The sequence below is a fragment of the Streptomyces sp. CCM_MD2014 genome (genome assembly GCF_000772045.1).
GTDB lineage: Bacteria > Actinomycetota > Actinomycetes > Streptomycetales > Streptomycetaceae > Streptomyces > Streptomyces salinarius.
Genome location: NZ_CP009754.1, coordinates 3,035,990 through 3,059,898, shown reverse-complemented (window position 1 = coordinate 3,059,898; position 23,909 = coordinate 3,035,990). Strand labels below are relative to the sequence as shown.

Sequence of the window (23,909 nt, the reverse complement as noted above, 5' to 3'; positions counted from 1 at the left end):
GTCAACAAGGGGGCGCGGAGGGCGAGTCGGCGGGCGCTCAGTAGCGCTGGTTGAGGTAACCGAGCAACTCGTCGTGGAGCCGGCCGTTCGACGCCGCCGCGTTGCCGCCGTGCGGGCCGGGGCGGCCGTCGAGACCGGTGAAGGTGCCGCCGGCCTCCGTGACGATGATCGCGTTCGCCGCCATGTCCCAGAGGGAGAGCTCGGGTTCGGCGCAGATGTCGACGGAGCCCTCGGCGACCATCATGTACGGCCAGAAGTCGCCGTACGCGCGCGTGCGCCACACCTCGCGGGTCAGGTCGAGGAAGCCGTCGAGGCGGCCCTGCTCCTCCCAGCCGCTCAGCGAGGAGTACGCGAATGAGGCGTCGGAGAGCGTGGAGACCTGGGAGACGTGGAGCCGGGAGGCGGAGGTCAGGCTGCGGCCGGTGAACGCGCCGTGGTCCTGCACCGCCCACCAGCGCCGGCCGAGGGCGGGCGCCGAGACGAGCCCGACGACCGGCTGGTAGCCGCCCTCCTTCGCCTCCATCAGCGCGATGAGGGTGGCCCAGACGGGGACGCCCCGCACGTAGTTCTTGGTGCCGTCGATCGGGTCGATCACCCAGCGGCGCGGGCCGGTGCCCGCCACGCCGAACTCCTCGCCGTGGACCGAGTCACGGGGGCGGGCGCGGGCGAGGTGACCGCGGATGAGTTCCTCGGCGGCCTTGTCCGCCTCGCTCACCGGGGTCATGTCCGGCTTCGTCTCGACCTTCAGGTCGAGTGCCTTGAAGCGGTCCATCGTCGCGGCGTCGGCGGCGTCGGCGAGCACGTGGGCGAGGCGGAGGTCGTCGAGGTAGTCGGGCATGCCGTCACGCTATCTGTCCCGGGCGGGCCGGGGCCACCAGGGGTTTGGCGGGCGTGGCGGAGCGCGGGAATGCGGTGCGAGGCCCCGCCCGGCGGGTGCGAGAACCCTTGACAGTGCCCGCATACCCGTCAAATCTGGCAGCGAGTCGCTCGGCACGACTGGCAGCGAGTCGCTCGGCCCGAGGGAGGCGAGGGTGCCTGCAGCCCGGGAGTCCCTGCTCGACGCCGCGTACACGGCGCTGGCGCGCCGGCCGTGGTCCGCCGTGCGGATGGTGGACGTGGCGGCCTCCGCCGGGGTGTCCCGGCAGACGCTCTACAACGAGTTCGGCAGCAAGGAGGGCCTCGCCCGGGCACTGGTGAGGCGCGAGGCCGACGGCTATCTCGCGGGAGTGGACCGGGCACTGTCCGGGGCCGGCGACCCCTGCGAGCGGCTCGCCGCGACCGCCGAGTGGATGATGTCGGCGGCTCACGACAACGCGCTGGTCCGGGCCATGCTCACCGGTTGCTGGAGCGAGCGGCTGCCCTCACCGGCCCTGACGGCGGTGCCCTCCTCCTCCGCCGTGCCGGCCCAGCGGCGGGCCGACGGTCCGCTGCCCTCGCCCGGCGACCTGGTGAGCCTCGTCCGCGACCGTGCCGTGGCCGTGCTCCACGGAGCGGGCCCGCCGCCGGACGTCGCCGAACTGGCCCGCTCCTGCGAACTGGCCGTCCGGCTCGCCCTCTCCTGCGTCGCGGCACCGCCGGCCCAGGGAGGAGTGGCCGACCTGCTGCGCAGCGCCCTGCCCTCCCGGCTGACGGCGTAGCGGCGCGCGGGTCAGTGGGCCGAGCCCGACAGTTGCAGCCCGATCACACCGATGATGACGAGGCTGATCGAGACGATCTTCAGGGTCGAGACCAGGTCGCCGAGGAAGACCATGCCGTAGATGGCGGTGCCCGCCGCGCCGATGCCGGTCCACACCGCGTAGGCGGGACCGACGTCGAGCTTCTTCAGGGACATGGTCAGCAGCCCGAAACTGCCCAGCGCGAAGGCGCAGAAGGCGATGGTGGGCCAGAGCCGGGTGAATCCGTGCGACAGCTTCAGACAGACGGCGAAGCCGGTCTCGAGCACTCCGGCCACTATGACCAGCAGCCACGCCATGTCTCGTCCTCCCGTAGTCCCGTACCGTGACCGCTGCGTCGGCCGGTGCCGAGCAGGCGTCCGTGTCGGTCAGTGGCTTCGTCCGGCAATGACCCCGCCCGGCAAGCGACCTCGCCCGGCGACGACTTCGCCGGGTTTTGCTCGGGCTTGGTTCCGGCTTGGTGCGATTATGCACTTACCGGCCGCACCGCACGGCAAACAACGCGGTGGTCAGTCGCCTTCCTTGCGTTCCCGTGTCGACAACAGCCGGCGCAGGGAGTACAGCCGCGCCGGGTCGGCGTGCCCCTCGGCGACCCAGGCGTCCAGCGCGCAGTCGGGCTCGTCGTGACTGCACGCGCGCGGGCAGCCCTCGGTGCCCGGCACCAGGTCGGGGAAGGCGTTGATCACCCGGGACGGGTCGATGTGGGCCAGCCCGAACGACCGTACGCCCGGGGTGTCGACGACCCAGCCGCCCTCGGCCGAGGACAGCGGCAGGGCGAGCGCCGAGGTCGTGGTGTGCCGGCCGCGCCCCGTCACCGCGTTGACGTGGCCCGTCACCCGGCGGCGGTCCTCGGGCACCAGGGTGTTGACGAGGGTCGTCTTGCCGACGCCGGAGTGGCCGACGAAGGCGGTGATCCTGCCGTCCAGGTGCTCGCGCACAAGGTCCGCGGCGGCGCCGTTCTCCAGGCCCTCGCGGCTGGTGACGACGTACGGGATGTCCAAGGCGCCGTACAGCTCCAGGAGTTCGTCCGGCGGGGCCAGGTCCGACTTGGTCATCACCAGCAGCGGGGTGAGGCCGCCGTCGAACGCCGCGACCAGGCAGCGGTCGATGAGGCGGGGGCGCGGCTCCGGATCGGCGAGAGCGGTGACGATGGCGAGCTGGTCGGCGTTGGCGACGACGACGCGCTCGTACGGGTCGTCGTCGTCCGCCGTACGGCGCAGTACCGACGTGCGCTCCTCGATGCGGACGATGCGCGCGAGGGTGTCCTTCTTGCCGGACAGGTCGCCGACCAGAGCCACCCGGTCGCCGACCACCGCGGCCTTGCGGCCCAGTTCACGGGCCTTCATCGCCATGACGACCCGGTCCTCGACCAGGCAGGTCAGCCGGCCGCGGTCCACCGTGAGGACCAGGCCCGCCGCGGCGTCCTCGTGCTTGGGCCGGATGTGGGTGCGCGGCCGGTTGCCCTTGCGGTTCGGGCGGGTGCGGATGTCGTCCTCGTCGGTGTGCTTGCCGTAGCGGCGCATGGCGGACCGTCCCTATGCCCCGAGCATCCCGGTCCACAGGTCGGGGAAGTCGGGCAGGGTCTTGGCGGTGGTCGCCACGTTCTCGATCTCCACGCCCTCGACCGCGAGGCCGATGACGGCGCCGGCGGTGGCCATGCGGTGGTCCTCGTAGGTGTGGAACACGCCGCCGTGCAGCCGGCGCGGGCGGATGTGCAGGCCGTCGGCGGTCTCGGTGACGTCACCGCCGAGTTCGTTGATCTCCTTGGTGAGCGCGGCCAGCCGGTCCGTCTCGTGCAGCCGCAGGTGGGCCACGCCCCGCAGGGTGGAGGGGGAGTCCGCGAGGGCGGCGACGGCCGCGATCCCCGGGGTCAGCTCGCCCACCTCGCTCAGGTCGACGTCGATGCCGTGGATCGCTCCCGATCCCGTGAACACGAGCCCGAAGTCCGTCAGTTCGCAGGAACCGCCCATCTCGGTGAAGATCTCGCGCAGCCGGTCACCGGGCTGCGTGGTGCGGGACGGCCAGTCGGGGATCACCACCTTGCCGCCGGTCACCAGCGCCGCCGCGAGGAAGGGCTGGGCGTTCGACAGGTCCGGTTCGATGGTGAGGTCCCGGCCGAGCAGCGCGCCCGGCGTGACCCGCCAGACGTTCGGCTCGCCGCCGGACTCCGGGGTGTCGACCTGGGCGCCGACCGCGCGCAGCATGTCGACGGTCATCCGGATGTGCGGCATGGACGGCAGCGCGGAGCCGGTGTGGCGCACTTCGACGCCCTGGTTGAAGCGCGGCCCGGACAGCAGCAGGGCACTGACGAACTGCGAGGAGGACGACGCGTCGATCTCGACCGGTCCGCCCTCCAGGGCGCCGCCGCCCTGCACGGTCAGCGGCAGGGAGCCCCGTCCGTCGTCGTCGATCCGGGCGCCCAGCACGCGCAGCGCGTCGATCACGCCGTGCAGCGGACGCTCGTACGAACGCGGGTCGCCGTCGAAGCGGACGGGACCGTCGGCGAGCGTGGCGACCGGCGGCAGGAAGCGCATCACCGTGCCGGCGTTGCCGACGTCGACCGTGGCCGGGCCGCGCAGGCCCGCCGGGATGACCCGCCAGAACTCGCCCGTGCCGTCCGGGCCGACGCCCTCCTCGATCTCGACGCCCATCGCGCGCAGCGCCCCGGCCATCAGCACGGTGTCGCGGGAGCGCAGCGGGCGGCGCAGCCAGCCGGGTTCGGAGGCGAGGGCGGCCAGTACCAGGGCGCGGTTGGTGACCGACTTGGACCCGGGCACGTGGACGGTCGCGTCGACGGCTCCGCTCGCGTGCGGGGCGGGCCAGAGGGTGGTGTGCGCGGGGTTCACGGTCATGGGCCCCACTTTAATCGCTGGGGACGGCCGGAGATCTTGATCAGAAGCGGCCGAACACGACCGGAACCGCAACGGTGCACTTGCCCTGCATATATGCGGGCGCCGGGACGTTTCCTCTCGGGTGCCGTGAGGTGTGCGCGCCTCAGAGCTCCAGCAGCCAGCGGCCGCCGCCGATCAGCGAGCACAGGGACACCGCGTGGAAGAGGAAGAACCACACCCCCGCCGGCGCGTGTGTCAGCCGCGCCAGCTGGTCCGCGTCCGAATCCCCGGCCCCGCCCCGCGCCCGCTTGGCCTGCAGCTCGAACGCCGGGCGCACCCCGCCGAGCAGCAGGAACCAGACCACCGCGTACGCGAACGCCGCCTGCACCTGCGGCCCGGCCAGCCAGGACACCAGGACGAACGTGCCCCCGGTGACCACCACGGTGAGCACCCCGTACGCGTTGCGGACCATCACCAGCAGGGCCACGAGCAGCGCCGTCGCCAGCCACAGCAGCAGCGTGATGCGCCCCGCGGCCAGCAGCGCGGCGCCGCCGAGCCCGAGCAGCGGGGGAGCGGTGTAGCCCGCGAGGGCGGTGAGGATCATCCCGAGGCCGTGCGGCTTGCCCCGGCTCACGGTCAGGCCGCTGGTGTCGGAGTGCAGGGTGATCCCGGTCAGGGTGCGCCCGGTCAGCAGGGCCACCAGTCCGTGACCGCCCTCGTGGGCGATGGTGATCGCGTTGCGGGCCATGCGCCACGGCCCGCGGGTCGCGACGACGGCGAGCGCGGCCACCAGGGTCGCGATCACCACCCACAGGTCGGGATCGGGCTGCGTGCCGGAGACCTCGTCCCACAGGGAGGTGAGCGAGGCCGTTGCGAGGTGGTCCATGTTCGGGGAGAGCTCCTCGTGGAAACGGTTGAGCGGGTGCGGCGCGAAGCGCCTCGTCGAGGGGTGGTGGCCGGGAGACGGGCGGGCCTGGCAGTGTGGCACGTATGTGCGGACGGTATGCGGCGAGTCGTCGACCCGAGGATCTCGCGGGAATCTTCGAGATCGAGAAGTGGGAACCCGAGGAGAGCCTGGAGCCCGACTACAACGTGGCCCCCACCAAGGAGGTCTACGCGGTCCTGGACCGCCCCCTGAAAGACGTCGAGGACCCGAAGCCGGTTCGCCAGCTGCGGAAGCTGAAGTGGGGCCTCGTCCCCTCCTGGTCCAAGACGCCCGAGGGCGGTGCCCGGATGATCAACGCCCGCGCGGAGACCGTCCACGAGAAGCCCTCCTACCGCCGGGCCTTCAGCACCCGGCGCTGCATCCTGCCCGCCGACGGCTACTACGAGTGGGTCACCGGCAAGCAGGAGCGGGACCTGGAGGTCGAAGGGCGCAAGAAGCGGCCCCGCAAGCAGCCCTACTTCGTCACCCCCGCCGACGGCTCCGTGTTCGCGATGGCCGGGCTCTACGAGTTCTGGCGGGACCGGACGCTCCCGGACGACCACCCGCAGGCCTGGTGGGTGACGTGCTCGGTGATCACCACCGAGGCCGAGACCACGCCGCTCGCGGTCGCCCCGGCCGACGGCCCGCACGCCCTGGCCGACATCCACCCGCGGATGCCCCTGATGCTGACGCCGGACCGCTGGGACGACTGGCTCGACCCGAAGCGCACCGACCCCGACGAGCTGACCTCCCTGCTGGCGCCCCCGCCCGCCGGGCTGATGCGGGCGTTCCCCGTCTCCACGGCCGTGAGCAACGTCCGCAACAACGGGCCGGAACTGCTCAAGGAGCTGGAGGCACCGGAAGAGGGCACACTCTTCTGACGTGACGGATGCGACAGAGGTTGTGACAGAGGCGGTCGAGACGGACGCGGGTCCCGCCCGCATCACCTGGCACCGGGCGAACAAGCCCCGGCTCGTCCTCGCCGTGAGCCACGGCGCCGGCGGTGGCATCGAGGCGCGCGACCTGCAGGCGCTGGCGGCCGCACTGCCGGCCCACGGGGTGAGCGTCGCCCTCGTCGAGCAGCCCTGGCGGGTGGCCGGCAAGAAGCTGGCGCCCGCGCCGAAGACGCTGGACACCGGATGGCGGGGCGTCTGGCCCGCGCTCGCGGCGCCCGGCCTGCCGGTGATCTCCGGCGGCCGCAGCGCAGGGGCCCGGGTCGCCTGCCGCACCGCCGCCGAACTGGGCGCCCGTGCCGTCCTCGCCCTCAGCTTCCCGCTGCACCCGCCGGGCAAGCCGGAGAAGTCGCGCGCCGACGAACTGCTGGGGGCCGGGGTGCCCACCCTCGTCGTCCAGGGCGGCAACGACCCCTTCGGCAGACCGGCGGAGTTCCCCGAGGCGCCCGAAGGAACCTACGACCTGGTCGAGGTGCCGTACGCCGACCACGGCTTCGCCGTGCCCAAGCGGGCGGAGACCGGCCAGGACGAGGCGCTGGAGCTGATCACCGACGGCGTCCTGAAGTGGACCGGCTCACTCGGCTGAACGCCCGGGAATGACCGGCGGACGGCCGCTGTTGTGCGGTGCATACGTTGCTGAGAATCAGCACCGACGCCGTAGGAGAGGAAGTCCGCCGCATGGGTTCAGCCTTCTGCCCGAGTCGCAGCAGCCGCGCCGACCTGGACTGGACCGTGCTGCATGCTGCCAAGACCGCGCCTATTCGGACGGCGGGCGGACCGGATCGGCAAGCGCCCCGGACCGCAGGTCGTCTATCCTCCGATTCGAGTGAGACCGCTCTCGGTTTCACGACGACACTGGAGGAGGTGGGTCCGGTCACTGGGACCGACGCAGGGACCGAACACGGCCAGGCGGAGCAGCCCGAGGGCCGGGGTACGGGCGCGGAGTCGGCCGTCGAGCGCAGTGCGCGCTTCGAGCGGGACGCGCTGGAGTTCCTCGACCAGATGTACTCGGCCGCGCTGCGCATGACGCGTAATCCGGCCGACGCCGAGGACCTGGTGCAGGAGACCTACGCCAAGGCGTACGCGTCCTTCCACCAGTTCCGCGAGGGCACCAACCTCAAGGCGTGGCTGTACCGCATCCTCACGAACACCTTCATCAACTCGTACCGCAAGAAGCAGCGCGAACCCCAGCGCAGCGCGGCCGAGGAGATCGAGGACTGGCAGCTCGCGCGTGCCGAGTCGCACATGTCGACGGGTCTGCGCTCCGCGGAGTCGCAGGCGCTCGACCACCTGCCGGACTCGGACGTGAAGCAGGCGCTCCAGGCGATCCCCGAGGAATTCCGCATCGCCGTGTATTTGGCGGACGTCGAGGGCTTTGCCTACAAGGAGATCGCGGACATCATGGGGACACCCATCGGTACGGTGATGTCCCGGCTGCACCGTGGACGCCGTCAGCTGCGCGGCATGCTGGAGGACTACGCGCGCGAGCGCGGACTGGTCCCCGCCGGCGCCGGAGAGTCGAACGAAGCGAAAGGCTCGGGGTCATGAGCTGCGGAGAGCCGCACGAGACGGATTGCAGCGAAATCCTCGATCATCTCTACGAGTTCCTCGACAAAGAGATGCCGGACTCGGACTGCGTGAAGTTCGAGCACCACTTCGAGGAGTGCTCGCCCTGCCTGGAGAAGTACGGGCTGGAGCAGGCCGTGAAGAAGCTGGTCAAGCGGTGCTGCGGCCAGGACGACGTGCCGGGTGACCTGCGTGCCAAGGTCATGGGACGGCTGGACCTGATCCGGTCCGGGCAGTCCGTGCCCGAACACGACGTCACGGCCACGCCTTCGGCACCGCAGGAGTCCTGAGCCGTCCCCAGCCGCTGCGAGTCTTTCGTACGTCACGCATACGTCACTCGTACGTGCTAATCCGCGGGTTATCTGCCCGCGGCCTCCCCGTCGCCGCCCTAGGCTCCGAGCCTTACAGGCGTGGCCGGGGAGGGGCTCATGGACGCGGTACCCGCACGCGCGCGTGCGTACGTCGTTTGCGTCGCCCTCGTCGCCCTGCTCTGTCTGCGGCCCCTGCCGTCGGTGCACGCGCCCTGGTGGGCGGTGCTGCTGCTGGCCGGGCTGTACGCGGGCTCCGAGCTGGTCGCGCGGTCCCGCTTCGTCGGGACCTGCTACCCCGTCCTGCTCGCCGGCGCCTTCCTGCTGCCGCCGCCCGCCGCCGCGCTCGTGGCGCTGCCCGGGGCCCTGCTGTCCCAGGTGCCCCGGCGGCCGTTCGGCCTGCGGCGTGTGTGGCGGGCCGCGCAGCTGACCCTCGCCGTGTGGGCCGCCGCCTGCGTCCACTGGCGGCTCGGCGGCCGGGACGCGGTCGTGGAGCCCGCCTTCCCGTACGCCCTCGTGCCGGCCGGGGCCGCCGTCCTCGCGTTCTGCCTGGTGCTCACCGTCCTGGACGGCGGGATCCTCACCCTGGCCGACCGGGTGCCGCCGAGCCGGGCCTGGCGGGGGCTGTTCTCCCGGTCGCTCGCGCCGATCGCCGTGCACGGGCTCGCCGGGCTGATGATGGCGGTCCTGTGGCGCAGCCCGTACGGCCCGGTGGCCGCGCTGCTCGTGCTGCTGCCGATGTGCGTGGCGTGGTGGGCCTTCGCCCAGTACCACCGCGAGCGGGCCGCGCACCAGGCGACCATCCGGGCGCTGGTGCAGGCCGTCGACATCAAGGACGGCTACACCCGCGGCCACAGTGAACGCGTCGGCCAGGCCTCCATGATGATCGCCCGCGAGCTGGGCATGGACGACGAACGAGTCGAGACCCTCCGCTTCGCCGGGATCCTGCACGACGTGGGCAAGCTCGGCGTCCCCACCCGGCTGTTGCGCAAGGACGGGCCGCTGACGCCCGAGGAGCGGCGGGTGATCGAACTGCACCCCGAGTACGGGCACGAGATGGTGCGCGGCATCCGCTTCCTCGGAGAGGCCCGTGCCGCCGTCCTCCACCACCACGAACGGCTGGACGGCAGCGGCTACCCCTACGGGCTGGCCGGCGACCGGATCCCCGAGTCGGCCCGGGTGGTGGCCGTGGCCGACGCCTTCGACGCGATGACCTCCACGCGCTCCTACAGCAGGGCCAGGCCCGTCGCGGTGGCGCTGGAGGAGCTCCAGCGGTGCGCCGGGACGCAGTTCGATCCGCGGATGGTGCGGGCGCTGGTCCACGCCCTCGGACGCCACGGCTGGCGCCCTTCGGTGACGGCGGACGGCACACGGGCCCCTGCCGACCCGATACCGGGCGGCGGCCGGAGCGCGCGGGACCGGGTCGGCAGGGGGGCGTCATGACGAAGGAGGGGCTCTCGGCGCGCCTCCGCCGGTCCTCCCACCCGCGTCGCGTCCGCCGCGTGCGGCCTGCCGGGCGCCTTGGCCCGGTTCTCCGGCCGTGCGCTGCCGGGCACTTCCGGGGGGCCTGCCGCCTGCGCCGGGCCCGGCGTCCGCGTGGGGTCTGCCGCCTGCGCCTGGGCTGCCGCCCGTGCCGGGTCTGCCGCCCGTGTCGGGTCTGGCGCCTGCTTCTGGTCTGCCGCCCGCGCCGGGTCTGGCGTCCGCGGCTCGTCGGGCGTCTCGGTCCGGTCCTGAGTCCCTGTCCTGCGGAGGGTCTCGGGCGCCCTCCGGACCGCCTCCGGCGCGCCCGCCGCCCCGAAGGCCGCCGTCCTCGCCGGCCCGGTCACCCGGGCCGCGCCCGTCGTACGCGTGCCGTCGGCCTACTCGGGTGCGCCCGGCGCCCGGGGCGTGACCGGAGGGCGGCACCAGCCGCACACGGCCGGGGGCCGGGCCCGGTGTGTGCAGCGGCGCGGGGCGTCCGCGCGCGCACGGGGCCCACGGGCCGGCGGTTCCCGGCGCCCCGTGACCGGAGGGCGGCACCGGCCGCACACGGCCGGGGGCCGGGCCCGGTGGGTGCAGCGGCGCGGGGCGTCCGCGCGCACACGGGGCCCACGGGCCGGCGGTTCCCGGCGCCGGGGCGCGGCACGGAGCGCGGGGAGCCCGTGGGCGGGGGTGCGCCGTGACGTCCTTCCGGCCGCGGGCCACCTCCTCCGCCCCGTCGTCACCGCCGCGGCGGGGGCGCCCGGTCGCGCTCCCGGGGCCCGGGAGAGGAGGAAGACACCGTTCCCCGGCTCCGGCGGCGCTGCTTCTCGTACCCGGCTGTGCCGGGCTCCTCGCGCTGGGGTGTCTGGCCTCCGTGCTGGTCTCGGGGCCCGTGCAGCGTCCCGTGGCGCTCGTCTTCGGGGGCCTCGTCGCCCTCGGCGAGCTGACCCGGCGGACCGGCGCCGAGGCCAGGGAGGCGGCGCCGCTCGGGGCCGCGGGCGCGCTGGCGTACGCGCTGCTCGGGGACGTCGCCGGGCAGCCCGCGCACCACGGTGTCGCGCAGACCGTCACCGTCGTGCTCGCCGCCTCGCTGCTGGGCAGCGTGCCCTACGTCGCCCGCGGCAGCGGTCCCGTCCTCGACCACCTGGCGCGGCGCGTCCTCACCGTCGCGTTCGCCGCGGTGTGCTTCCGGCCGCTGTCCAACCAGGGCGTCTTCGACTACTGGAGCGGCCCCGCCTACGCGCTGCTCCTGATCGCGCTGCTCGCCCTGACCACGCTGTGCGACGCCGTGCTCGCCGCCGCACCCGCGCACGCGCGCACCGGCTGGCCCTTCGGTCCGCTGCTGCGCGAAGAGCTGCGCGGCATGGTCGGGATCACCTCCGCGGTGTGCGCGACCGGCGCGGTGATGGCGCTCGCGGTGAGCGTCGCGGGACTGTGGGCGCTCCCCGTCTTCTCCGTGCCCCTGCTGCTCGCCCAGCTCTCCTACCGCCGGTACGCGGCCGTCCGGGCCACCTACCGGCAGACCATCGCCTCCCTGGCCCGCGCCACCGAGATCGCCGGGTACACCCCGGCCGGGCACGCCCGCCGCGTCGCCGGACTCGGGGTGGCCGTCGGACGGGACCTGGGACTGTCGGGGGCCGAGCTGACCGTGCTGGAGTACGCGGCCCTCATGCACGACATCGGCCAGCTCAGCCTGGTCGACCCGGTCCCGGCGGGAGCCACCGCGGACCTGCCCGTCACCGAGCAGCGGCGGATCGCGCTGCTCGGCGGGGCCGTCGTCCGCCAGACCGGCGTCGACGCGGCGGTCGCGGTGGTGGTGGAGCGGCAGGCCGACCCGTGCCGGGAGCAGCCGGTCGCCGCGCGGATCGTGCGGGTCGTGAACGCCTACGAGGAGAAGGCGCGGGACGCGGGCCCCGGCGGCGCCCTGACGGCGCTGGAGGAGCTGCGCCTGGCCACCGCCGGTGACTACGCTCCCGAAGTGGTGGAAGCGCTGGCCCGGGTCCTTTCCCGGAGCAGCCATACCGGGCCCGCGGCTGGGTAACCCATGGGTAATGAGCGCCTCCGCAGCCGTACGTGGTTTGATGCCCGGGAGAGGGTGTCCGGGGGCGCGAAAGGCACAGCCAGCCCACTGAACGGAACTGGCAGGCGGGAATCGTGAGGATCTTCGGCAAGGCACGGCACCGGCCCTCCGCCTCCTGGCGGCAGGCCACCGACCGGGCGTTCACGCTGATCGGCGACGGTCGCTACGACGACGCGGGTGCGCTGCTGACGCGGGCGGCGGACCTGGAGCCCTGGCTGTCGGAGTCCTGGTTCAACCTCGCGCTGCTGCACAAGTTCCGGCACGACTGGGAGCAGGCCAGGGCGGCCGGCCTCAGGGCGGTCGCGCTGCTCGACCGGGACGCCGGCGCCCCCGACTGGTGGAACGTCGGCATCGCCGCCACCGCCCTGCAGGACTGGCCGCTGGCCCGCCGGGCCTGGCAGGCCTACGGGCTGCGCACCCCGGGGGACGCCACGGACGCCGGTGAGCCGCTCGGCATGGACCTCGGCAGCGCGGCCGTACGGCTGTCCCCGGAGGGCGAGGCCGAGGTGGTGTGGGGGCGGCGGCTCGACCCCGCCCGCGTCGAGGTGCTGTCCATCCCGCTGCCGTCCTCGGGGCGGCGCTGGGGCGAGGTCGTCCTGCACGACGGCGTACCGCACGGGGAGCGGACGACCGGCGCCGGGCACTCCTACCCCGTCTTCGACGAGATCGAGCTGTGGGCGCCCTCGCCCGTGCCCACCTGGGTGGTCCTCCTGGAGGCCGCCACCGAGGCCGACCGCGACGCCCTCGAGCAGCTGGCCGCCGACGCCGGGTTCGCCGCCGAGGACTGGTCCTCCTCCGTCCGGCTGCTGTGCCGGATGTGCTCGGAGTCCCGGATGCCGTCCGACGAGGGCGAGGGCGAGCACCTCGACCCGCACGACCACAGTGAGCCTGGACACCCCGGGCCCCTGGGGCACCGCACCGACGGGCAGCTGTGGGTGCCGGAGCGGGAGTGCGGGGTGGCCGCGCCGGCGGGGCTGGTGAAGGGGTTGCTGGACGGGTGGGTGGCGGACAGCCCGGACTCGCGTGACTGGCGGGACCTGGAAGAGGTCTGCTGAGCGGCCCCGTAGTCTTTGTCAGGACACTCCAGCAGTAGTCGGCATCACCCTTGGTTGTACGAGGAAGGCATACGTCGGTCATGGCCCAGCAGGACACCGATCAGCAGCACCCGGGCGTGCTCCCCGTGGACGACGAGGGGTTCGTCGTCGACACCCAGGACTGCGAGGAGCGTGAGGCCGGCTGGCGCGGGCGCGGCACCTCGCGCCCGATCACGGTGGTCGGCAACCCGGTGCTGCACAAGGAGTGCGAGGACGTCACCGACTTCGGCGAGGAGTTCCAGCAGCTGGTGGCCGACATGTTCGCCAGCCAGCGCACCGCCGAGGGCGTGGGCCTGGCAGCCAACCAGATCGGCGTCTCCAAGAAGGTCTTCGTCTACGACTGCCCCGACGACGAGGGCGTCCGCCACGTCGGCGTGGTCTGCAACCCCAAGCTGGTCGAACTGCCCGCCGACCGCCGCCGCCTGGACGACAGCAACGAGGGCTGCCTGTCCGTGCCGACCGCCTACGCGCCGCTCGCCCGCCCCGACTACGCCGAGGTGACCGGGCAGGACGAGAAGGGCAACCCCGTCAAGGTGCGCGGCACCGGGTACTTCGCCCGGTGTTTGCAGCACGAGACGGACCACCTGTACGGGTACCTGTACATCGACCGGCTCTCCAAGCGTGAACGCAAGGACGCGCTGCGGCAGATGGCCGAGAACGAGCCCCGCTACCCCGTGGTCGCGAACGACTGACACCGCTCCACCCGCCCCACATCTCCCTTGCGTACGGCGTCTGTTCGGGTCTTCCCCGAGCAGGCGCCGTTCGTCTGTGCGCGCGCACGGAAAGCCGCCACACAACAGGAGAATTCCGGCACCGGGGGTAGTGAATGAAGCAAATCCGTTCCCAGAACGGTCAGTTGTGGTGCTGAATGGGAAGTGCGGGGATACGCAACGGCGCACGCCCCGCTCAGGGAGAGGGGTGCGCCACCGGCGGCTGAGAGGGGTTTGTTCGTGCATGCTTTCTCACACGGCACCACAGCGACACCGACCGCGATCGCAGTACCGTCATCACTTCGTCTTCCGGTGATCGAGGCGGCATTTCCCCGGCAACTGCACCCGTATTGGCCCAGGCTCCAGGAGACCACCCGCGCCTGGCTGCTCGAAAAGCGGCTCATGCCGGCGGACAAGGTCGAGGAATATGCCGACGGTCTGTGCTACACGGACCTCATGGCGGGCTACTACCTGGGCGCTCCCGACGAGGTCATGCAGGCGATAGCGGACTACAGCGCGTGGTTCTTCGTCTGGGACGACCGGCACGACCGCGACATCGTCCACGGCCGTCCCGGCGCCTGGCGGCGGCTGCGCGCCCGGCTGCACACGGCACTCGACTCACCCGGGGACCACCTGCACCACGAGGACACCCTGGTGGCCGGGTTCGCCGACAGCGTGCGGCGGCTCTACGCCTTCCTGCCGGCCACCTGGAACGCCCGGTTCGCCCGGCACTTCCATGCGGTGATCGAGGCGTACGACCGTGAATTCCACAACCGCACCCGCGGAATCGTGCCCGGCGTCGAGGAGTACCTCGAACTGCGCCGGCTCACCTTCGCGCACTGGATCTGGACCGACCTGCTGGAACCGAGCTCGGGCTGCGAACTCCCCGACGCCGTACGGAAACACCCGGCATATCGCCGGGCGGCGCTGCTGAGTCAGGAATTCGCCGCCTGGTACAACGACCTCTGCTCGTTGCCGAAGGAAATAGCGGGAGACGAGGTCCACAATCTCGGAATCAGTCTCATCACCCATCATTCACTCACGCTCGAAGAAGCAATCGGAGAAGTCCGGCGACGCGTCGAGGAATGCATCACCGAGTTCCTCGCCGTGGAGCAGGACGCTTTACGGTTCGCCGACTCGCTCGCCGACGGAACCGTACGCGGAAAGGAACTCAGCGGCGCCGTGCGGACCAACGTCGGCAATATGCGGAACTGGTTCAGTTCCGTCTACTGGTTCCACCACGAGTCCGGCCGGTACATGGTCGACAGCTGGGACGACCGGTCCACGCCCCCGTACGTCAACAACGAAGCGGCAGGTGAGAAATGACCGTCGAGTCCGTCAACCCCGAAACCCGCGCCCCGGAGGCAACGGAGCTGCGCGAACCGCCCGTCGCGGGCGGCGGCGTGCCGCTGCTCGGCCACGGCTGGCGGCTGGCCCGCGACCCGCTCGCCTTCATGTCCCAGCTGCGCGACCACGGCGACATCGTGCGCATCAAGCTCGGCCCCAAGACCGTCTACGCGGTCACCAACCCGGAGCTGACCGGCGCCCTCGCCCTGAACCCCGACTACCACATAGCCGGCCCGCTGTGGGAGTCGCTGGAGGGGCTGCTCGGCAAGGAGGGCGTGGCCACCGCCAACGGCCCGCTCCACCGCCGCCAGCGGCGCACCATCCAGCCGGCCTTCCGGCTCGACGCCATCCCCGCCTACGGGCCGATCATGGAGGAGGAGGCCCACGCGCTCACCGAGCGCTGGCAGGCCGGCCGGACGATCGACGCCACCTCCGAGTCCTTCCGGGTCGCCGTGCGCGTCGCGGCCCGCTGCCTGCTGCGCGGGCAGTACATGGACGAGCGGGCCGAGCGGCTCTGCGTCGCGCTCGCCACCGTCTTCAGGGGCATGTACCGGCGCATGGTGGTCCCGCTCGGGCCCCTGTACCGGCTGCCGATTCCGGCCAACCGCCGATTCAACGACGCATTGGCCGATCTGCATCTGCTGGTCGACGAGATCATCGCCGAGCGCCGCGCATCCGGTCAAAAGCCGGACGATTTGCTCACGGCATTGCTGGAGGCGAAGGACGACAATGGCGACCCGATCGGGGAACAGGAGATCCACGACCAGGTGGTCGCGATACTCACCCCCGGCAGTGAAACCATCGCGTCCACGATCATGTGGTTGCTCCAGGCACTTGCCGACCATCCGGAACATGCCGACCGCATACGCGACGAAGTCGAAGCGGTCACCGGCGGGCGTCCCGTGGCATTCGAGGACGTCCGGAAGCTCACGCACACCGGCAATGTCATCGTGGAGGCCATGCGTTTGCGCCCCGCCGTATGGGTATTGACGCGGCGCGCGGTGGCCGAGAGCGAACTCGGTGGCTATCGCATTCCGGCCGGTGCCGACATCATCTACAGTCCGTACGCAATCCAACGCGATCCGAAGTCGTACGACCGCAACCTGGAGTTCGACCCGGACCGATGGCTCCCGGAACGCGCGAAGAATGTGCCGAAATACGCCATGAAGCCTTTCAGCGCGGGCAAGCGGAAGTGCCCCAGTGACCACTTCTCGATGGCCCAGCTCACGCTGATCACGGCCGCGCTCGCCACGAAGTACCGCTTCGAGCAGGTGGCGGGCTCCAACGACGCGGTCCGCGTCGGCATCACGCTGCGCCCGCACGACCTGCTGGTCAGGCCCGTGGCGCGATGACGCGACCGTGACGGATCAGGCGGCGGCCTCCGGGCCCCGGAAGGTGCGCCGGTAGGCGTGCGGGGTGGTGCCCAGGGTCCGGACGAACTGGTGCCTCAGGGCCGCCGCCGTGCCGAAGCCGGCGCGCCAGGCGATCGAGTCCATCGTCTCGTCCGTCGCCTCCAGCAGCCGCTGGGCCAGCAGCACGCGCTGGCGCAGTATCCAGCGGTAGGGAGTCGTTCCCGTCTCCTGCTGGAAGCGGCGGGCGAAGGTGCGCGGGGACATGTGGGCCCGTGCCGCCAACTGCTCGACGGTGACCTCCTCGTCGAGGTGCTGCTCCATCCAGGCCAGCACCTCGCCGACGGTGTCGCAGGAGGAGCGCGGCAGCGGCCGTTCGATGTACTGCGCCTGCCCGCCGTCCCGGTGGGGCGGCACCACCATGCGCCGGGCGATGCGGTTGGCGACCTCCGGCCCCTGCTCCTTGCGCACGATGTGCAGGCAGGCGTCGATGCCGGCGGCCGTTCCGGCGGAGGTGATCACCGGGTCCTCGTCGACGTAGAGCACGTCCGGCGCGACCTCGGCCCGCGGGTACTGCCGGGCCAGCTCGGCCGCGTGGTGCCAGTGCACCGCGCACCGCCGCCCGTCCAGCAGACCGGCGGCGGCCAGTACGAAGACGCCGGAGCACACGCTCAGCACGCGTGTGCCCCGGGCCGTCGCCCTGCGCAGGGCGTCCAGCAGCTCGGGCGGGTACTCCCGGCGGACGAAGTCGCTGCCCGCCGGCACCGCGATCAGGTCGGCCTCCTCCAGCCGCTCCAGACCGTACGGCGTGGAGACGGTCAGCCCGCCGACGTGGGTGCCCAGCGTGGGGCCCTCCGCGGAGACCACCGCGAAGTCGTACCCCGGCAGGCCCTCGTCGCTCCGGTCGATGCCGAAGACCTCGCAGATCACGCCGAGTTCGAAGGGGTGTGCGCCGTCCAGCAGGACGGCGGCCACGTTCTGCAGCATGCCGCCAGTGTGCCTCGTCGATGGCAGGAAATCGAGGTCTTACGGCAGTCCTGCCACTGACGGTAAGGAGTCTCCGGCGCGACAGTGGTGTCATGACCGGAAACCAGATAGAAGGCCTTGTCGGAATGCTCGCGACCTTCGGACTCCTCGTCCTCATGGTCCTCCCCTCGGTGATCGGCATCGTGCGCGACAGGCGCATCGACCGCCAGATCAGGGAGGCCCGGGAGGGGAGGATCCAGGAGGGGAGGAGCCGGGAGAAGGAGGCTCAGAAGTCCTCGTCCAGGTCGACGGTGCCCTCCACCGCCACCTGGTACGCCGAGGGACGCCGCTCGAAGAAGTTGGTCAACTCCTGAACACCCTGCAGCTCCATGAAGGAGAAGGGGTTCTCGGAGCCGTACACCGGAGCGAAGCCGAGCCGCGTCAGACGCTGATCGGCCACGCACTCCAGGTACTGCCGCATCGAGTCGGTATTCATCCCCGGGAGGCCGTCGCCGCACAGGTCGCGCGCGAACTGCAGCTCGGCCTCGACGGCCTCCCTCAGCATGTCGGTGACCTCCTGCCGGAGCGCGTCGTCGAACAGCTCCGGCTCCTCCTTGCGCACGGTGTCGACGACGTCGAACGCGAAGGACATGTGCATCGTCTCGTCCCGGAACACCCAGTTGGTGCCGGTGGCCAGACCGTGCAGCAGGCCGCGGCTGCGGAACCAGTAGACGTAGGCGAAGGCGCCGTAGAAGAACAGGCCCTCGATGCACGCGGCGAAGCAGATCAGGTTCAGCAGGAACCGGCGCCGGTCGGCCTTGGTCTCCAGGCGGTCGATCGACTCCACCGAGTCCATCCACTTGAAGCAGAACTCGGCCTTCTCCCGGATGGACGGGATGTTCTCCACGGCCGCGAAGGCGGCGGCCCGGTCGTCCGGGTCGGGCAGGTAGGTGTCCAGCAGGGTCAGGTAGAACTGGACGTGGACGGCCTCCTCGAAGAGCTGGCGGGACAGGTACAGCCGCGCCTCGGGGGAGTTGATGTGCTTGTAGAGGGTGAGCACCAGGTTGTTCGCGACGATCGAGTCGCCGGTGGCGAAGAAGGCCACCAGCCGGCCGATCAGGTGCTGCTCCTCGGGGCTGAGCTTCGCCAGGTCGGCGACGTCCGAGTGGAGGTCGACCTCCTCCACGTGCCAGGTGTTCTTGATGGCGTCCCGGTAGCGCTCGTAGAAGTCCGGGTAGCGCATGGGGCGCAGGGTCAGCTCGAAGCCCGGGTCGAGCAGGTTCTTGGTGGCGGGGTCGGCGGGGGTCTCGGTGGTCATCACTGGCAGGCCTCGCAGGACTCGGGGTTTTCCAGGGAGCAGGCGACCGCTTCGGGGTCCGGGCCGGCCTGCACGGGGACGGGAGCGGTGGCTCGGGCCGCGGCGCGGGCGATCCGGGTCGCCGGGCGCGAGCGCAGGTAGTACGTGGTCTTCAGGCCCTGCTTCCATGCGTACGCGTACATCGAGGAGAGCTTCCCGATGGTCGGCGTCTCCAGGAACAGGTTCAGCGACTGCGCCTGGTCGAGGTACGGGGTGCGGGCGGCGGCCATGTCGATCAGGCCGCGCTGCGGGATCTCCCAGGCGGTGCGGTACAGCGCACGCACGTCCTCGGGAATCCAGGAGAAGCCCTGCACCGAGCCGCCCGCCTCGCGCAGCGCCTCACGAGTGCGGGCGTCCCACACGCCGAGCCGCTTGAGGTCGTCCACCAGGTAGGAGTTGACCTGGAGGAACTCGCCCGACAGCGTCTCGCGCTTGAACAGGTTGGAGACCTGCGGCTCGATGCACTCGTAGACACCGGCGATCGAGGCGATGGTCGCGGTCGGCGCGATGGCCAGGAGCAGGGAGTTGCGCAGCCCGGTCCTCGCCATGCGCTCGCGCAGCGCGGCCCAGCGCTCCGGCCAGGCGGGCGCCACGTCGTAGTGGTCGGGGTGCAGCACACCCTGGGCCGTACGGGTCTTCTCCCAGGCCGGCGCGGGGCCGCCCCGCTCGGCGAGGTCGGCGGAGGTCTCGTACGCCGCGAGCATGATCCGCTCGGCGATGCGGGTCGACAGGGCCTTCGCCTCGGCGGAGTCGAAGGGCAGGCGCAGCCGGAAGAAGACGTCCTGGAGACCCATCGCGCCGAGGCCGACCGGGCGCCAGCGGGCGTTGGAGCGACCGGCCTGCTCGGTCGGATAGAAGTTGATGTCGACGACCCGGTCCAGGAAGGTCACCGCGGTGCGGACGGTGGCGTCGAGGCGCTCCCAGTCCATGTCGCCGCTCGCGGGGTCGACGAAGGCGCCGAGGTTGACCGAGCCCAGGTTGCAGACCGCCGTCTCCCCGTCGTCGGTGACCTCCAGGATCTCCGTGCAGAGGTTGGAGGAGTGGACGACGTGGCCCGGGGTCGCCGTCTGGTTCGCGGTGCGGTTGGCGGTGTCCTTGAAGGTCATCCAGCCGTTGCCGGTCTGCGCGAGGGTGCGCATCATGCGGCCGTACAGCTCGCGGGCGGGCAGCGTCTTGCGGGCGAGCCCGGCCTCCTCGGCCCTGCGGTAGGCGGCGTCGAACTCCTCGCCCCACAGGTCGGTCAGTTCCGGCACGTCGGCGGGGGAGAACAGCGACCAGGTCCCGTCGGCGTCCACGCGGCGCATGAACTCGTCCGGCACCCAGTGCGCGAGGTTCAGGTTGTGCGTGCGGCGGGCGTCCTCGCCGGTGTTGTCCCGCAGCTCCAGGAACTCCTCGACGTCCGCGTGCCAGGTCTCCAGGTAGACCGCCGCCGCGCCCTTGCGCCGGCCGCCCTGGTTCACGGCGGCCACCGAGGCGTCCAGCGTCTTCAGGAACGGGACGATGCCGTTGGAGTGCCCGTTGGTGCCGCGGATCAGCGAACCCCGGGCGCGGACGCGGGAGTAGGCGATGCCGATGCCGCCGGCGTGCTTGGAGAGGCGGGCGACCTGGTGGAGGCGGTCGTAGAGGGAGTCCAGCTCGTCCTTGGGGGAGTCCAGGAGGTAGCAGGACGACATCTGGGCGTGCCGGGTGCCGGAGTTGAAGAGGGTGGGGGAGGAGGGGAGGTAGTCGAGGCGGCTCATCAGACCGTACAGGGCGGCGACCTCGTCCACGGACCGCGCGGTGTCGTCCTCGGCGAGTCCGGCGGCGACCCGGAGCAGGAAGTGCTGGGGAGTCTCGACGGCCTTGCGGGTGATCGGGTGGCGGAGCAGGTAGCGGCTGTACAGGGTGCGCAGCCCGAAGTAGCCGAAGCGGTCGTCGGCGTCCGGGTCGATCAGCGCGTCCAGGCGGGCCGCGTGCTGCCGCACGAAGGCGGCCGTGCGGTCGGCGATCAGGCCCTCGCGGTGGCCGGTGGCGACCGAGTCGGTGAAGGTCACGACGCCCTGGGAGGCGGCCTCGGCGCGGATGCCGATGGTCAGCAGCCGGGCGGCCAGCCGGGAGTAGACCGGGTCCTCGGAGATCAGACCGGCGGCCGCCTCGGTGGCCAGCTCGCGCAGCTCGGCCTCGTCGGCGTGCGCGGACCGGCCGCGCAGCGCGGCGGCGGCCACCCGGCCGGGGTCGGCGTCGGGAAGGTCGGCGGTCAGCTCGGTCAGGGTCCGCAGCAGGGCGGCACCGGGGCCGTCGGGTTCCCCGGTGGCGGGGTCCGTGGATCCCGGGGTGGCTGGAGCCGTCGCCGGTTTCGCTGAAGCCGGGTCCGCTGGCGCGATGGTCATGTGGAGCACTCCCTCGCTCGGCACGGGGCCTGGGGGAGGGCAGGGGGCAGCTCACGAGCGCGCACGGCGTCGCGTCCACCGGCCCACTCCACGAGGCCCGGACGTCATGGCACCCGGGCCAAGGCGGCCGGGCGCACTGTCGGCAGGTCCTCGGACTGGACAGGCGTGCGCGCACGTGCGAAGACGTACGGATGCACGCAAGTACACCGTTGCGGGACAGTTCCGGATTCGCACCGGATTCCCCTGCGGCGACAGCGAGCATGAGCATACATCTTGTGCCGGGCTTCGCCAGCACCCCCAGATGTTGTGTCAGCGCGTCAGTTCACCGCTGGGGCTCACAGCGTCAGCTCATAGGCGAGCAGCATGATGTCGTCCAGCTCCGGCAGGGGGTTCCAGTCGCGGCCGGGCGTGCGGACGAAGCCCAGGCGCTCGTAGAGGCGGTGCGCGGTGCGCATGGCGGTCTGCGTGGACAGCACGACGCCCGTACACCCCGGCACGGTCCGGGCGCGGTCCACGCAGGCCCGCACGAGGGCCTCGCCGGCCCCGCGGCCGCGTGCCTCCCGGGCGACGGCGAGCATGCGTATCTCGGCCTCGCCGGGGCGCGCGATGTCCGCCATGGGGCCGCCGGACGGCACGAAGGTCACGCCGCCGAGCACCCGGCCGTCCGCCGCGGCGACCAGCACCTCCGCGGCCGCCGCCCGCTTGGCCACGTCGCGCAGCTCGTACAGGTACGCGTCGCTCTCCCCGAAGTCGAGGAGCCCGTCGCGCAGGTAGGCCTGCGCGGTGATCTCGCCGAGGGTGTCGTACTCCTCGGCCGTCGCCCGCCGGATCACGAAGTCCATGCCGCCGAGTGTGCCCCACGGGTACGACAACGGGCCGCCGGATTCCTCCGACGGCCCGCTGAAGAGAGCGCCGCTAGTGCGAGCTGCCCGCCGTGGCCGGCGGCAGTTCCACCTGGACGCCGGGGTCGCCGGCGTCCGCCGTGTAGTCGCCCGGCCGGGTCTCGTCGACGCCGTCGGGCGCCTTGACCGCCCTCAGGACGAAGGTCAGGACCACGGTGACCAGGACGTTGAGCACGAAGGCGGTGAGGCCGATGTAGCCGATCTCGCCGATGCCGGGGATCTCGTCGGAGGAGCCGCCGAAGTGCTTCTGCGTCGGCGAGGCCACACCGTAGGCGGCGACCGTGCCGTAGACCATGCCGACCGCCCAGCCGGCGAGCAGTGCCCAGCGGTGGAACCAGCGGGTGAACAGGCCGCCGACCAGGGCCGGGAAGGTCTGCAGGATCCAGATGCCGCCCAGCAGCTGGAAGTTGATCGCGACGGTCTTGTCCATGCCCAGGACGAAGATCAGCGCGCCCACCTTCACCAGCAGCGACACCAGCTTGGAGACCTTGGTCTCCTGCTGCGGCGTGGCGTCCGGCTTGATGAAGTCCTTGTAGATGTTGCGGGTGAAGAGGTTCGCGGCCGCGATGGACATGATCGCCGCCGGGACCAGGGCGCCGATGCCGATCGCGGCGAAGGCCACGCCCGCGAACCAGTCCGGGAACATGTTCTCGAAAAGCTGAGGGATCGCCAGCTGGCCGTTCTCCACCTTGACCCCGGCCGCGATCGCCATGAACCCGAGCAGCGCCAGCAGGCCCAGCATCAGCGAGTACAGCGGCAGGATCGTGGTGTTGCGGCGGATCACCTCACGGCTGCGCGAGGACAGCGTGGCGGTGATCGAGTGCGGGTACATGAAGAGCGCGAGGGCCGAGCCGAGCGCGAGCGTCGCGTACGTCCACTGGCCCCCGGAGTCGGGCACCACTCCACCCTTGCCCGACTCGGTGAACTTGTCGCTCGCCGACGCGAAGATGTCGTCGAAGCCGCCCAGCTTGATCGGGATGTAGATGATCGCCACCGCGATGACGATGTAGATCAGCGTGTCCTTCACGAACGCGATCAGCGCGGGCGCCCGCAGCCCCGACGAGTACGTGTACGCCGCCAGCACGCCGAAGGCGATCAGCAGCGGCAGGTCCTTGACGAACCAGTTGGTGTCCTCGCCGCCGCCGACGCCCATCACGTCGAGGACGGCCTGGATGCCGACCAGCTGGAGCGCGATGTACGGCATGGTCGCCAGGATGCCGGTGACGGCCACCGCCAGCGACAGGCCCTTGGAGCCGAACCGGCCGCGCACGAAGTCCGAGGTCGTCACGTACCCGTGCTTGTGGGAGACCGACCACAGGCGGGGCAGGAAGGTGAAGATCAGCGGGTAGACCAGGATCGTGTACGGCACCGCGAAGAAGCCGGACGCGCCCGCCGCGTAGATCGCCGCCGGGACGGCCACGAAGGTGTACGCGGTGTACAGGTCGCCGCCCAGCAGGAACCAGGTGACCCAGGTGCCGAACGAGCGGCCGCCCAGGCCCCACTCGTCGAGGCTGTGCTCGTTCTCCGCCTTGCGCCAGCGGGCGGCCATGAAGCCCATGGCGGTGACGAGGACGAAGAAGAAGATGAAGACGCCGAGTGCGACGCCGTTCACGCCGTCGTTCATCGCGGCTCACCGCCCTTCGAAGCAGCGGGAGCGGAGTGGGCGGCGGCACGTCCGCGCTGGTCGCGCTGCCACAGCTTGTACGCGGTGACCGTGAGCAGGGTGGAGATCAGCACCCAGGCCATCTGGTACCAGTAGAAGAACGGGATGCCGATGAAGGTCGGGTCCGTCTTCGCGTACGAACCGACCCAGAGCATGGCCACGAACGGTGCGACGAGACAGAGCCCGATGACGACGCGCACCGGCGTCACCACCGGCTCTCTGCTCACTTCTGTGTCTTCCGGCATGCGCGGCTCCGTCCCCTCGCTGATCACCTCGTGCAGTGCGCACGAAATGTAGGTGACGGCGTCAAGACAGCGGAAGACCTCGTCCGTATATCGGTCCTCAACCGCAATCT

General features: G+C 71.7%; 23 protein-coding genes and 1 riboswitch. Of the genes, 12 read left to right on the top strand and 11 right to left on the bottom strand.

From position 1 onward, the window contains the following. Nucleotides 1-37: 37 nt before the first annotated feature. A complete protein-coding gene (gene hisN / locus NI25_RS13200) occupies nucleotides 38-838 on the bottom strand; it encodes a histidinol-phosphatase (protein ID WP_061442636.1) in 801 nt (266 codons plus the stop codon). Nucleotides 839-1,031: 193 nt separating this feature from the next. Here hisN and NI25_RS13195 point away from each other — a divergent pair, with 193 nt between their 5' ends. Next, nucleotides 1,032-1,637 (top strand): TetR/AcrR family transcriptional regulator, encoded by a 606-nt coding sequence (locus tag NI25_RS13195; RefSeq protein WP_061442635.1) that lies wholly within the window; start codon nucleotides 1,032-1,034, stop codon nucleotides 1,635-1,637. A gap of 11 nt (nucleotides 1,638-1,648) precedes the next feature. Here NI25_RS13195 and NI25_RS13190 read toward each other — a convergent pair whose 3' ends face one another. The 4 genes from NI25_RS13190 to NI25_RS13175 all read right to left on the bottom strand — a co-directional run bounded on the left by NI25_RS13190 (nucleotide 1,649) and on the right by NI25_RS13175 (nucleotide 5,390). Then, nucleotides 1,649-1,972 (bottom strand): DMT family transporter, encoded by a 324-nt coding sequence (locus tag NI25_RS13190; protein WP_030400671.1) that lies wholly within the window; start codon nucleotides 1,970-1,972, stop codon nucleotides 1,649-1,651. 210 nt (nucleotides 1,973-2,182) lie between these two features. Continuing rightward, nucleotides 2,183-3,196 (bottom strand): ribosome small subunit-dependent GTPase A, encoded by a 1,014-nt coding sequence (rsgA, locus tag NI25_RS13185; RefSeq protein WP_061442634.1) that lies wholly within the window; start codon nucleotides 3,194-3,196, stop codon nucleotides 2,183-2,185. Between the two features lie 12 nt (nucleotides 3,197-3,208). Beyond that, on the bottom strand, nucleotides 3,209-4,525 hold the full coding sequence (gene aroA, locus NI25_RS13180; protein WP_061442633.1) for a 3-phosphoshikimate 1-carboxyvinyltransferase: 1,317 nt from the start codon (nucleotides 4,523-4,525) through the stop codon (nucleotides 3,209-3,211). Nucleotides 4,526-4,667: 142 nt separating this feature from the next. Then, a complete protein-coding gene (locus NI25_RS13175; protein WP_061442632.1) occupies nucleotides 4,668-5,390 on the bottom strand; it encodes a M50 family metallopeptidase in 723 nt (240 codons plus the stop codon). A 104-nt stretch (nucleotides 5,391-5,494) separates the two neighbouring features. Between NI25_RS13175 and NI25_RS13170 the strand changes: the two genes are divergently transcribed. From NI25_RS13170 to NI25_RS13125, 10 genes are all read left to right on the top strand, one after another. After that, nucleotides 5,495-6,310, top strand: a complete 816-nt coding sequence (locus NI25_RS13170; protein ID WP_061442631.1) for an SOS response-associated peptidase — start codon at nucleotides 5,495-5,497, stop codon at nucleotides 6,308-6,310. 22 nt (nucleotides 6,311-6,332) lie between these two features. Further along, complete coding sequence (locus NI25_RS13165; protein ID WP_061442630.1) at nucleotides 6,333-6,968, top strand: alpha/beta family hydrolase; 636 nt, start codon at nucleotides 6,333-6,335, stop codon at nucleotides 6,966-6,968. A gap of 278 nt (nucleotides 6,969-7,246) precedes the next feature. After that, nucleotides 7,247-7,930, top strand: coding sequence for an RNA polymerase sigma factor SigR (sigR, locus tag NI25_RS13160; RefSeq protein ID WP_061442629.1), 684 nt, complete (start codon nucleotides 7,247-7,249; stop codon nucleotides 7,928-7,930). Continuing rightward, the gene (rsrA, locus tag NI25_RS13155; RefSeq protein WP_061442628.1) at nucleotides 7,927-8,238 is read left to right on the top strand and encodes a mycothiol system anti-sigma-R factor; all 312 of its coding nucleotides are present in this window, start codon (nucleotides 7,927-7,929) and stop codon (nucleotides 8,236-8,238) included. The genes sigR and rsrA overlap by 4 nt, the downstream gene beginning before the upstream one ends. A gap of 138 nt (nucleotides 8,239-8,376) precedes the next feature. Further along, a complete protein-coding gene (locus NI25_RS13150) occupies nucleotides 8,377-9,699 on the top strand; it encodes an HD-GYP domain-containing protein (RefSeq protein ID WP_061442627.1) in 1,323 nt (440 codons plus the stop codon). Nucleotides 9,700-10,537: 838 nt separating this feature from the next. Then, entirely contained in the window at nucleotides 10,538-11,758 is a 1,221-nt protein-coding gene (locus NI25_RS13145; RefSeq protein WP_061446905.1) for an HD-GYP domain-containing protein, read from the top strand. A 113-nt stretch (nucleotides 11,759-11,871) separates the two neighbouring features. Continuing rightward, on the top strand, nucleotides 11,872-12,852 hold the full coding sequence (locus NI25_RS13140) for a tetratricopeptide repeat protein (protein ID WP_061442626.1): 981 nt from the start codon (nucleotides 11,872-11,874) through the stop codon (nucleotides 12,850-12,852). 80 nt (nucleotides 12,853-12,932) lie between these two features. Further along, complete coding sequence (gene def, locus NI25_RS13135; protein ID WP_061442625.1) at nucleotides 12,933-13,583, top strand: peptide deformylase; 651 nt, start codon at nucleotides 12,933-12,935, stop codon at nucleotides 13,581-13,583. A gap of 258 nt (nucleotides 13,584-13,841) precedes the next feature. Then, nucleotides 13,842-14,927: an epi-isozizaene synthase gene (gene cyc1, locus NI25_RS13130; protein ID WP_061446904.1), complete on the top strand. Its 1,086-nt coding sequence runs from the start codon at nucleotides 13,842-13,844 to the stop codon at nucleotides 14,925-14,927. After that, nucleotides 14,924-16,300, top strand: a complete 1,377-nt coding sequence (locus NI25_RS13125; protein ID WP_061442624.1) for a cytochrome P450 — start codon at nucleotides 14,924-14,926, stop codon at nucleotides 16,298-16,300. Before cyc1 ends, NI25_RS13125 begins: the two co-directional genes overlap by 4 nt. Before the next feature lie 15 nt (nucleotides 16,301-16,315). Here NI25_RS13125 and NI25_RS13120 read toward each other — a convergent pair whose 3' ends face one another. Next, nucleotides 16,316-17,284 (bottom strand): GlxA family transcriptional regulator, encoded by a 969-nt coding sequence (locus tag NI25_RS13120; RefSeq protein WP_061442623.1) that lies wholly within the window; start codon nucleotides 17,282-17,284, stop codon nucleotides 16,316-16,318. Nucleotides 17,285-17,376: 92 nt separating this feature from the next. Between NI25_RS13120 and NI25_RS40165 the strand changes: the two genes are divergently transcribed. Next, nucleotides 17,377-17,637, top strand: coding sequence for a hypothetical protein (locus NI25_RS40165; RefSeq protein ID WP_078884607.1), 261 nt, complete (start codon nucleotides 17,377-17,379; stop codon nucleotides 17,635-17,637). Here the strand turns inward: NI25_RS40165 and NI25_RS13115 are convergent. The 5 genes from NI25_RS13115 to NI25_RS13095 form a co-directional block, all read right to left on the bottom strand. After that, nucleotides 17,550-18,581 (bottom strand): ribonucleotide-diphosphate reductase subunit beta, encoded by a 1,032-nt coding sequence (locus NI25_RS13115; protein ID WP_061442622.1) that lies wholly within the window; start codon nucleotides 18,579-18,581, stop codon nucleotides 17,550-17,552. The two genes, NI25_RS40165 and NI25_RS13115, sit on opposite strands and share 88 nt — an antisense overlap. Beyond that, nucleotides 18,581-20,989, bottom strand: coding sequence for a ribonucleoside-diphosphate reductase subunit alpha (locus NI25_RS13110; RefSeq protein ID WP_061442621.1), 2,409 nt, complete (start codon nucleotides 20,987-20,989; stop codon nucleotides 18,581-18,583). The genes NI25_RS13115 and NI25_RS13110 overlap by 1 nt, the downstream gene beginning before the upstream one ends. A 145-nt stretch (nucleotides 20,990-21,134) precedes the next feature. Further along, nucleotides 21,135-21,232, bottom strand: a riboswitch (cobalamin riboswitch). Between the two features lie 92 nt (nucleotides 21,233-21,324). Then, nucleotides 21,325-21,831 carry a GNAT family N-acetyltransferase gene (locus NI25_RS13105; RefSeq protein ID WP_061446903.1) on the bottom strand — a complete coding sequence of 169 codons (507 nt, stop codon included), beginning with the start codon at nucleotides 21,829-21,831 and terminating at the stop codon, nucleotides 21,325-21,327. 73 nt (nucleotides 21,832-21,904) lie between these two features. Beyond that, the gene (mctP, locus tag NI25_RS13100; protein ID WP_061442620.1) at nucleotides 21,905-23,515 is read right to left on the bottom strand and encodes a monocarboxylate uptake permease MctP; all 1,611 of its coding nucleotides are present in this window, start codon (nucleotides 23,513-23,515) and stop codon (nucleotides 21,905-21,907) included. Beyond that, the gene (locus tag NI25_RS13095; protein WP_061442619.1) at nucleotides 23,512-23,799 is read right to left on the bottom strand and encodes a DUF3311 domain-containing protein; all 288 of its coding nucleotides are present in this window, start codon (nucleotides 23,797-23,799) and stop codon (nucleotides 23,512-23,514) included. The genes mctP and NI25_RS13095 overlap by 4 nt, the downstream gene beginning before the upstream one ends. Between the last annotated feature and the right edge of the window lie 110 nt (nucleotides 23,800-23,909).

Coding starts and splice junctions, on each gene's coding strand:
- hisN (WP_061442636.1), bottom strand. CDS start 838: ATGCCCGACTACCTCGACGACCTCCGCCTCGCCCACGTGCTCGCCGAC.
- NI25_RS13190 (WP_030400671.1), bottom strand. CDS start 1,972: ATGGCGTGGCTGCTGGTCATAGTGGCCGGAGTGCTCGAGACCGGCTTC.
- rsgA (WP_061442634.1), bottom strand. CDS start 3,196: ATGCGCCGCTACGGCAAGCACACCGACGAGGACGACATCCGCACCCGC.
- aroA (WP_061442633.1), bottom strand. CDS start 4,525: ATGACCGTGAACCCCGCGCACACCACCCTCTGGCCCGCCCCGCACGCG.
- NI25_RS13175 (WP_061442632.1), bottom strand. CDS start 5,390: ATGGACCACCTCGCAACGGCCTCGCTCACCTCCCTGTGGGACGAGGTC.
- NI25_RS13170 (WP_061442631.1), top strand. CDS start 5,495: ATGTGCGGACGGTATGCGGCGAGTCGTCGACCCGAGGATCTCGCGGGA.
- rsrA (WP_061442628.1), top strand. CDS start 7,927: ATGAGCTGCGGAGAGCCGCACGAGACGGATTGCAGCGAAATCCTCGAT.
- NI25_RS13150 (WP_061442627.1), top strand. CDS start 8,377: ATGGACGCGGTACCCGCACGCGCGCGTGCGTACGTCGTTTGCGTCGCC.
- def (WP_061442625.1), top strand. CDS start 12,933: ATGGCCCAGCAGGACACCGATCAGCAGCACCCGGGCGTGCTCCCCGTG.
- NI25_RS13125 (WP_061442624.1), top strand. CDS start 14,924: ATGACCGTCGAGTCCGTCAACCCCGAAACCCGCGCCCCGGAGGCAACG.
- NI25_RS13120 (WP_061442623.1), bottom strand. CDS start 17,284: ATGCTGCAGAACGTGGCCGCCGTCCTGCTGGACGGCGCACACCCCTTC.
- NI25_RS40165 (WP_078884607.1), top strand. CDS start 17,377: ATGACCGGAAACCAGATAGAAGGCCTTGTCGGAATGCTCGCGACCTTC.
- NI25_RS13115 (WP_061442622.1), bottom strand. CDS start 18,581: ATGACCACCGAGACCCCCGCCGACCCCGCCACCAAGAACCTGCTCGAC.
- NI25_RS13110 (WP_061442621.1), bottom strand. CDS start 20,989: ATGACCATCGCGCCAGCGGACCCGGCTTCAGCGAAACCGGCGACGGCT.
- NI25_RS13105 (WP_061446903.1), bottom strand. CDS start 21,831: ATGGACTTCGTGATCCGGCGGGCGACGGCCGAGGAGTACGACACCCTC.
- mctP (WP_061442620.1), bottom strand. CDS start 23,515: ATGAACGACGGCGTGAACGGCGTCGCACTCGGCGTCTTCATCTTCTTC.
- NI25_RS13095 (WP_061442619.1), bottom strand. CDS start 23,799: ATGCCGGAAGACACAGAAGTGAGCAGAGAGCCGGTGGTGACGCCGGTG.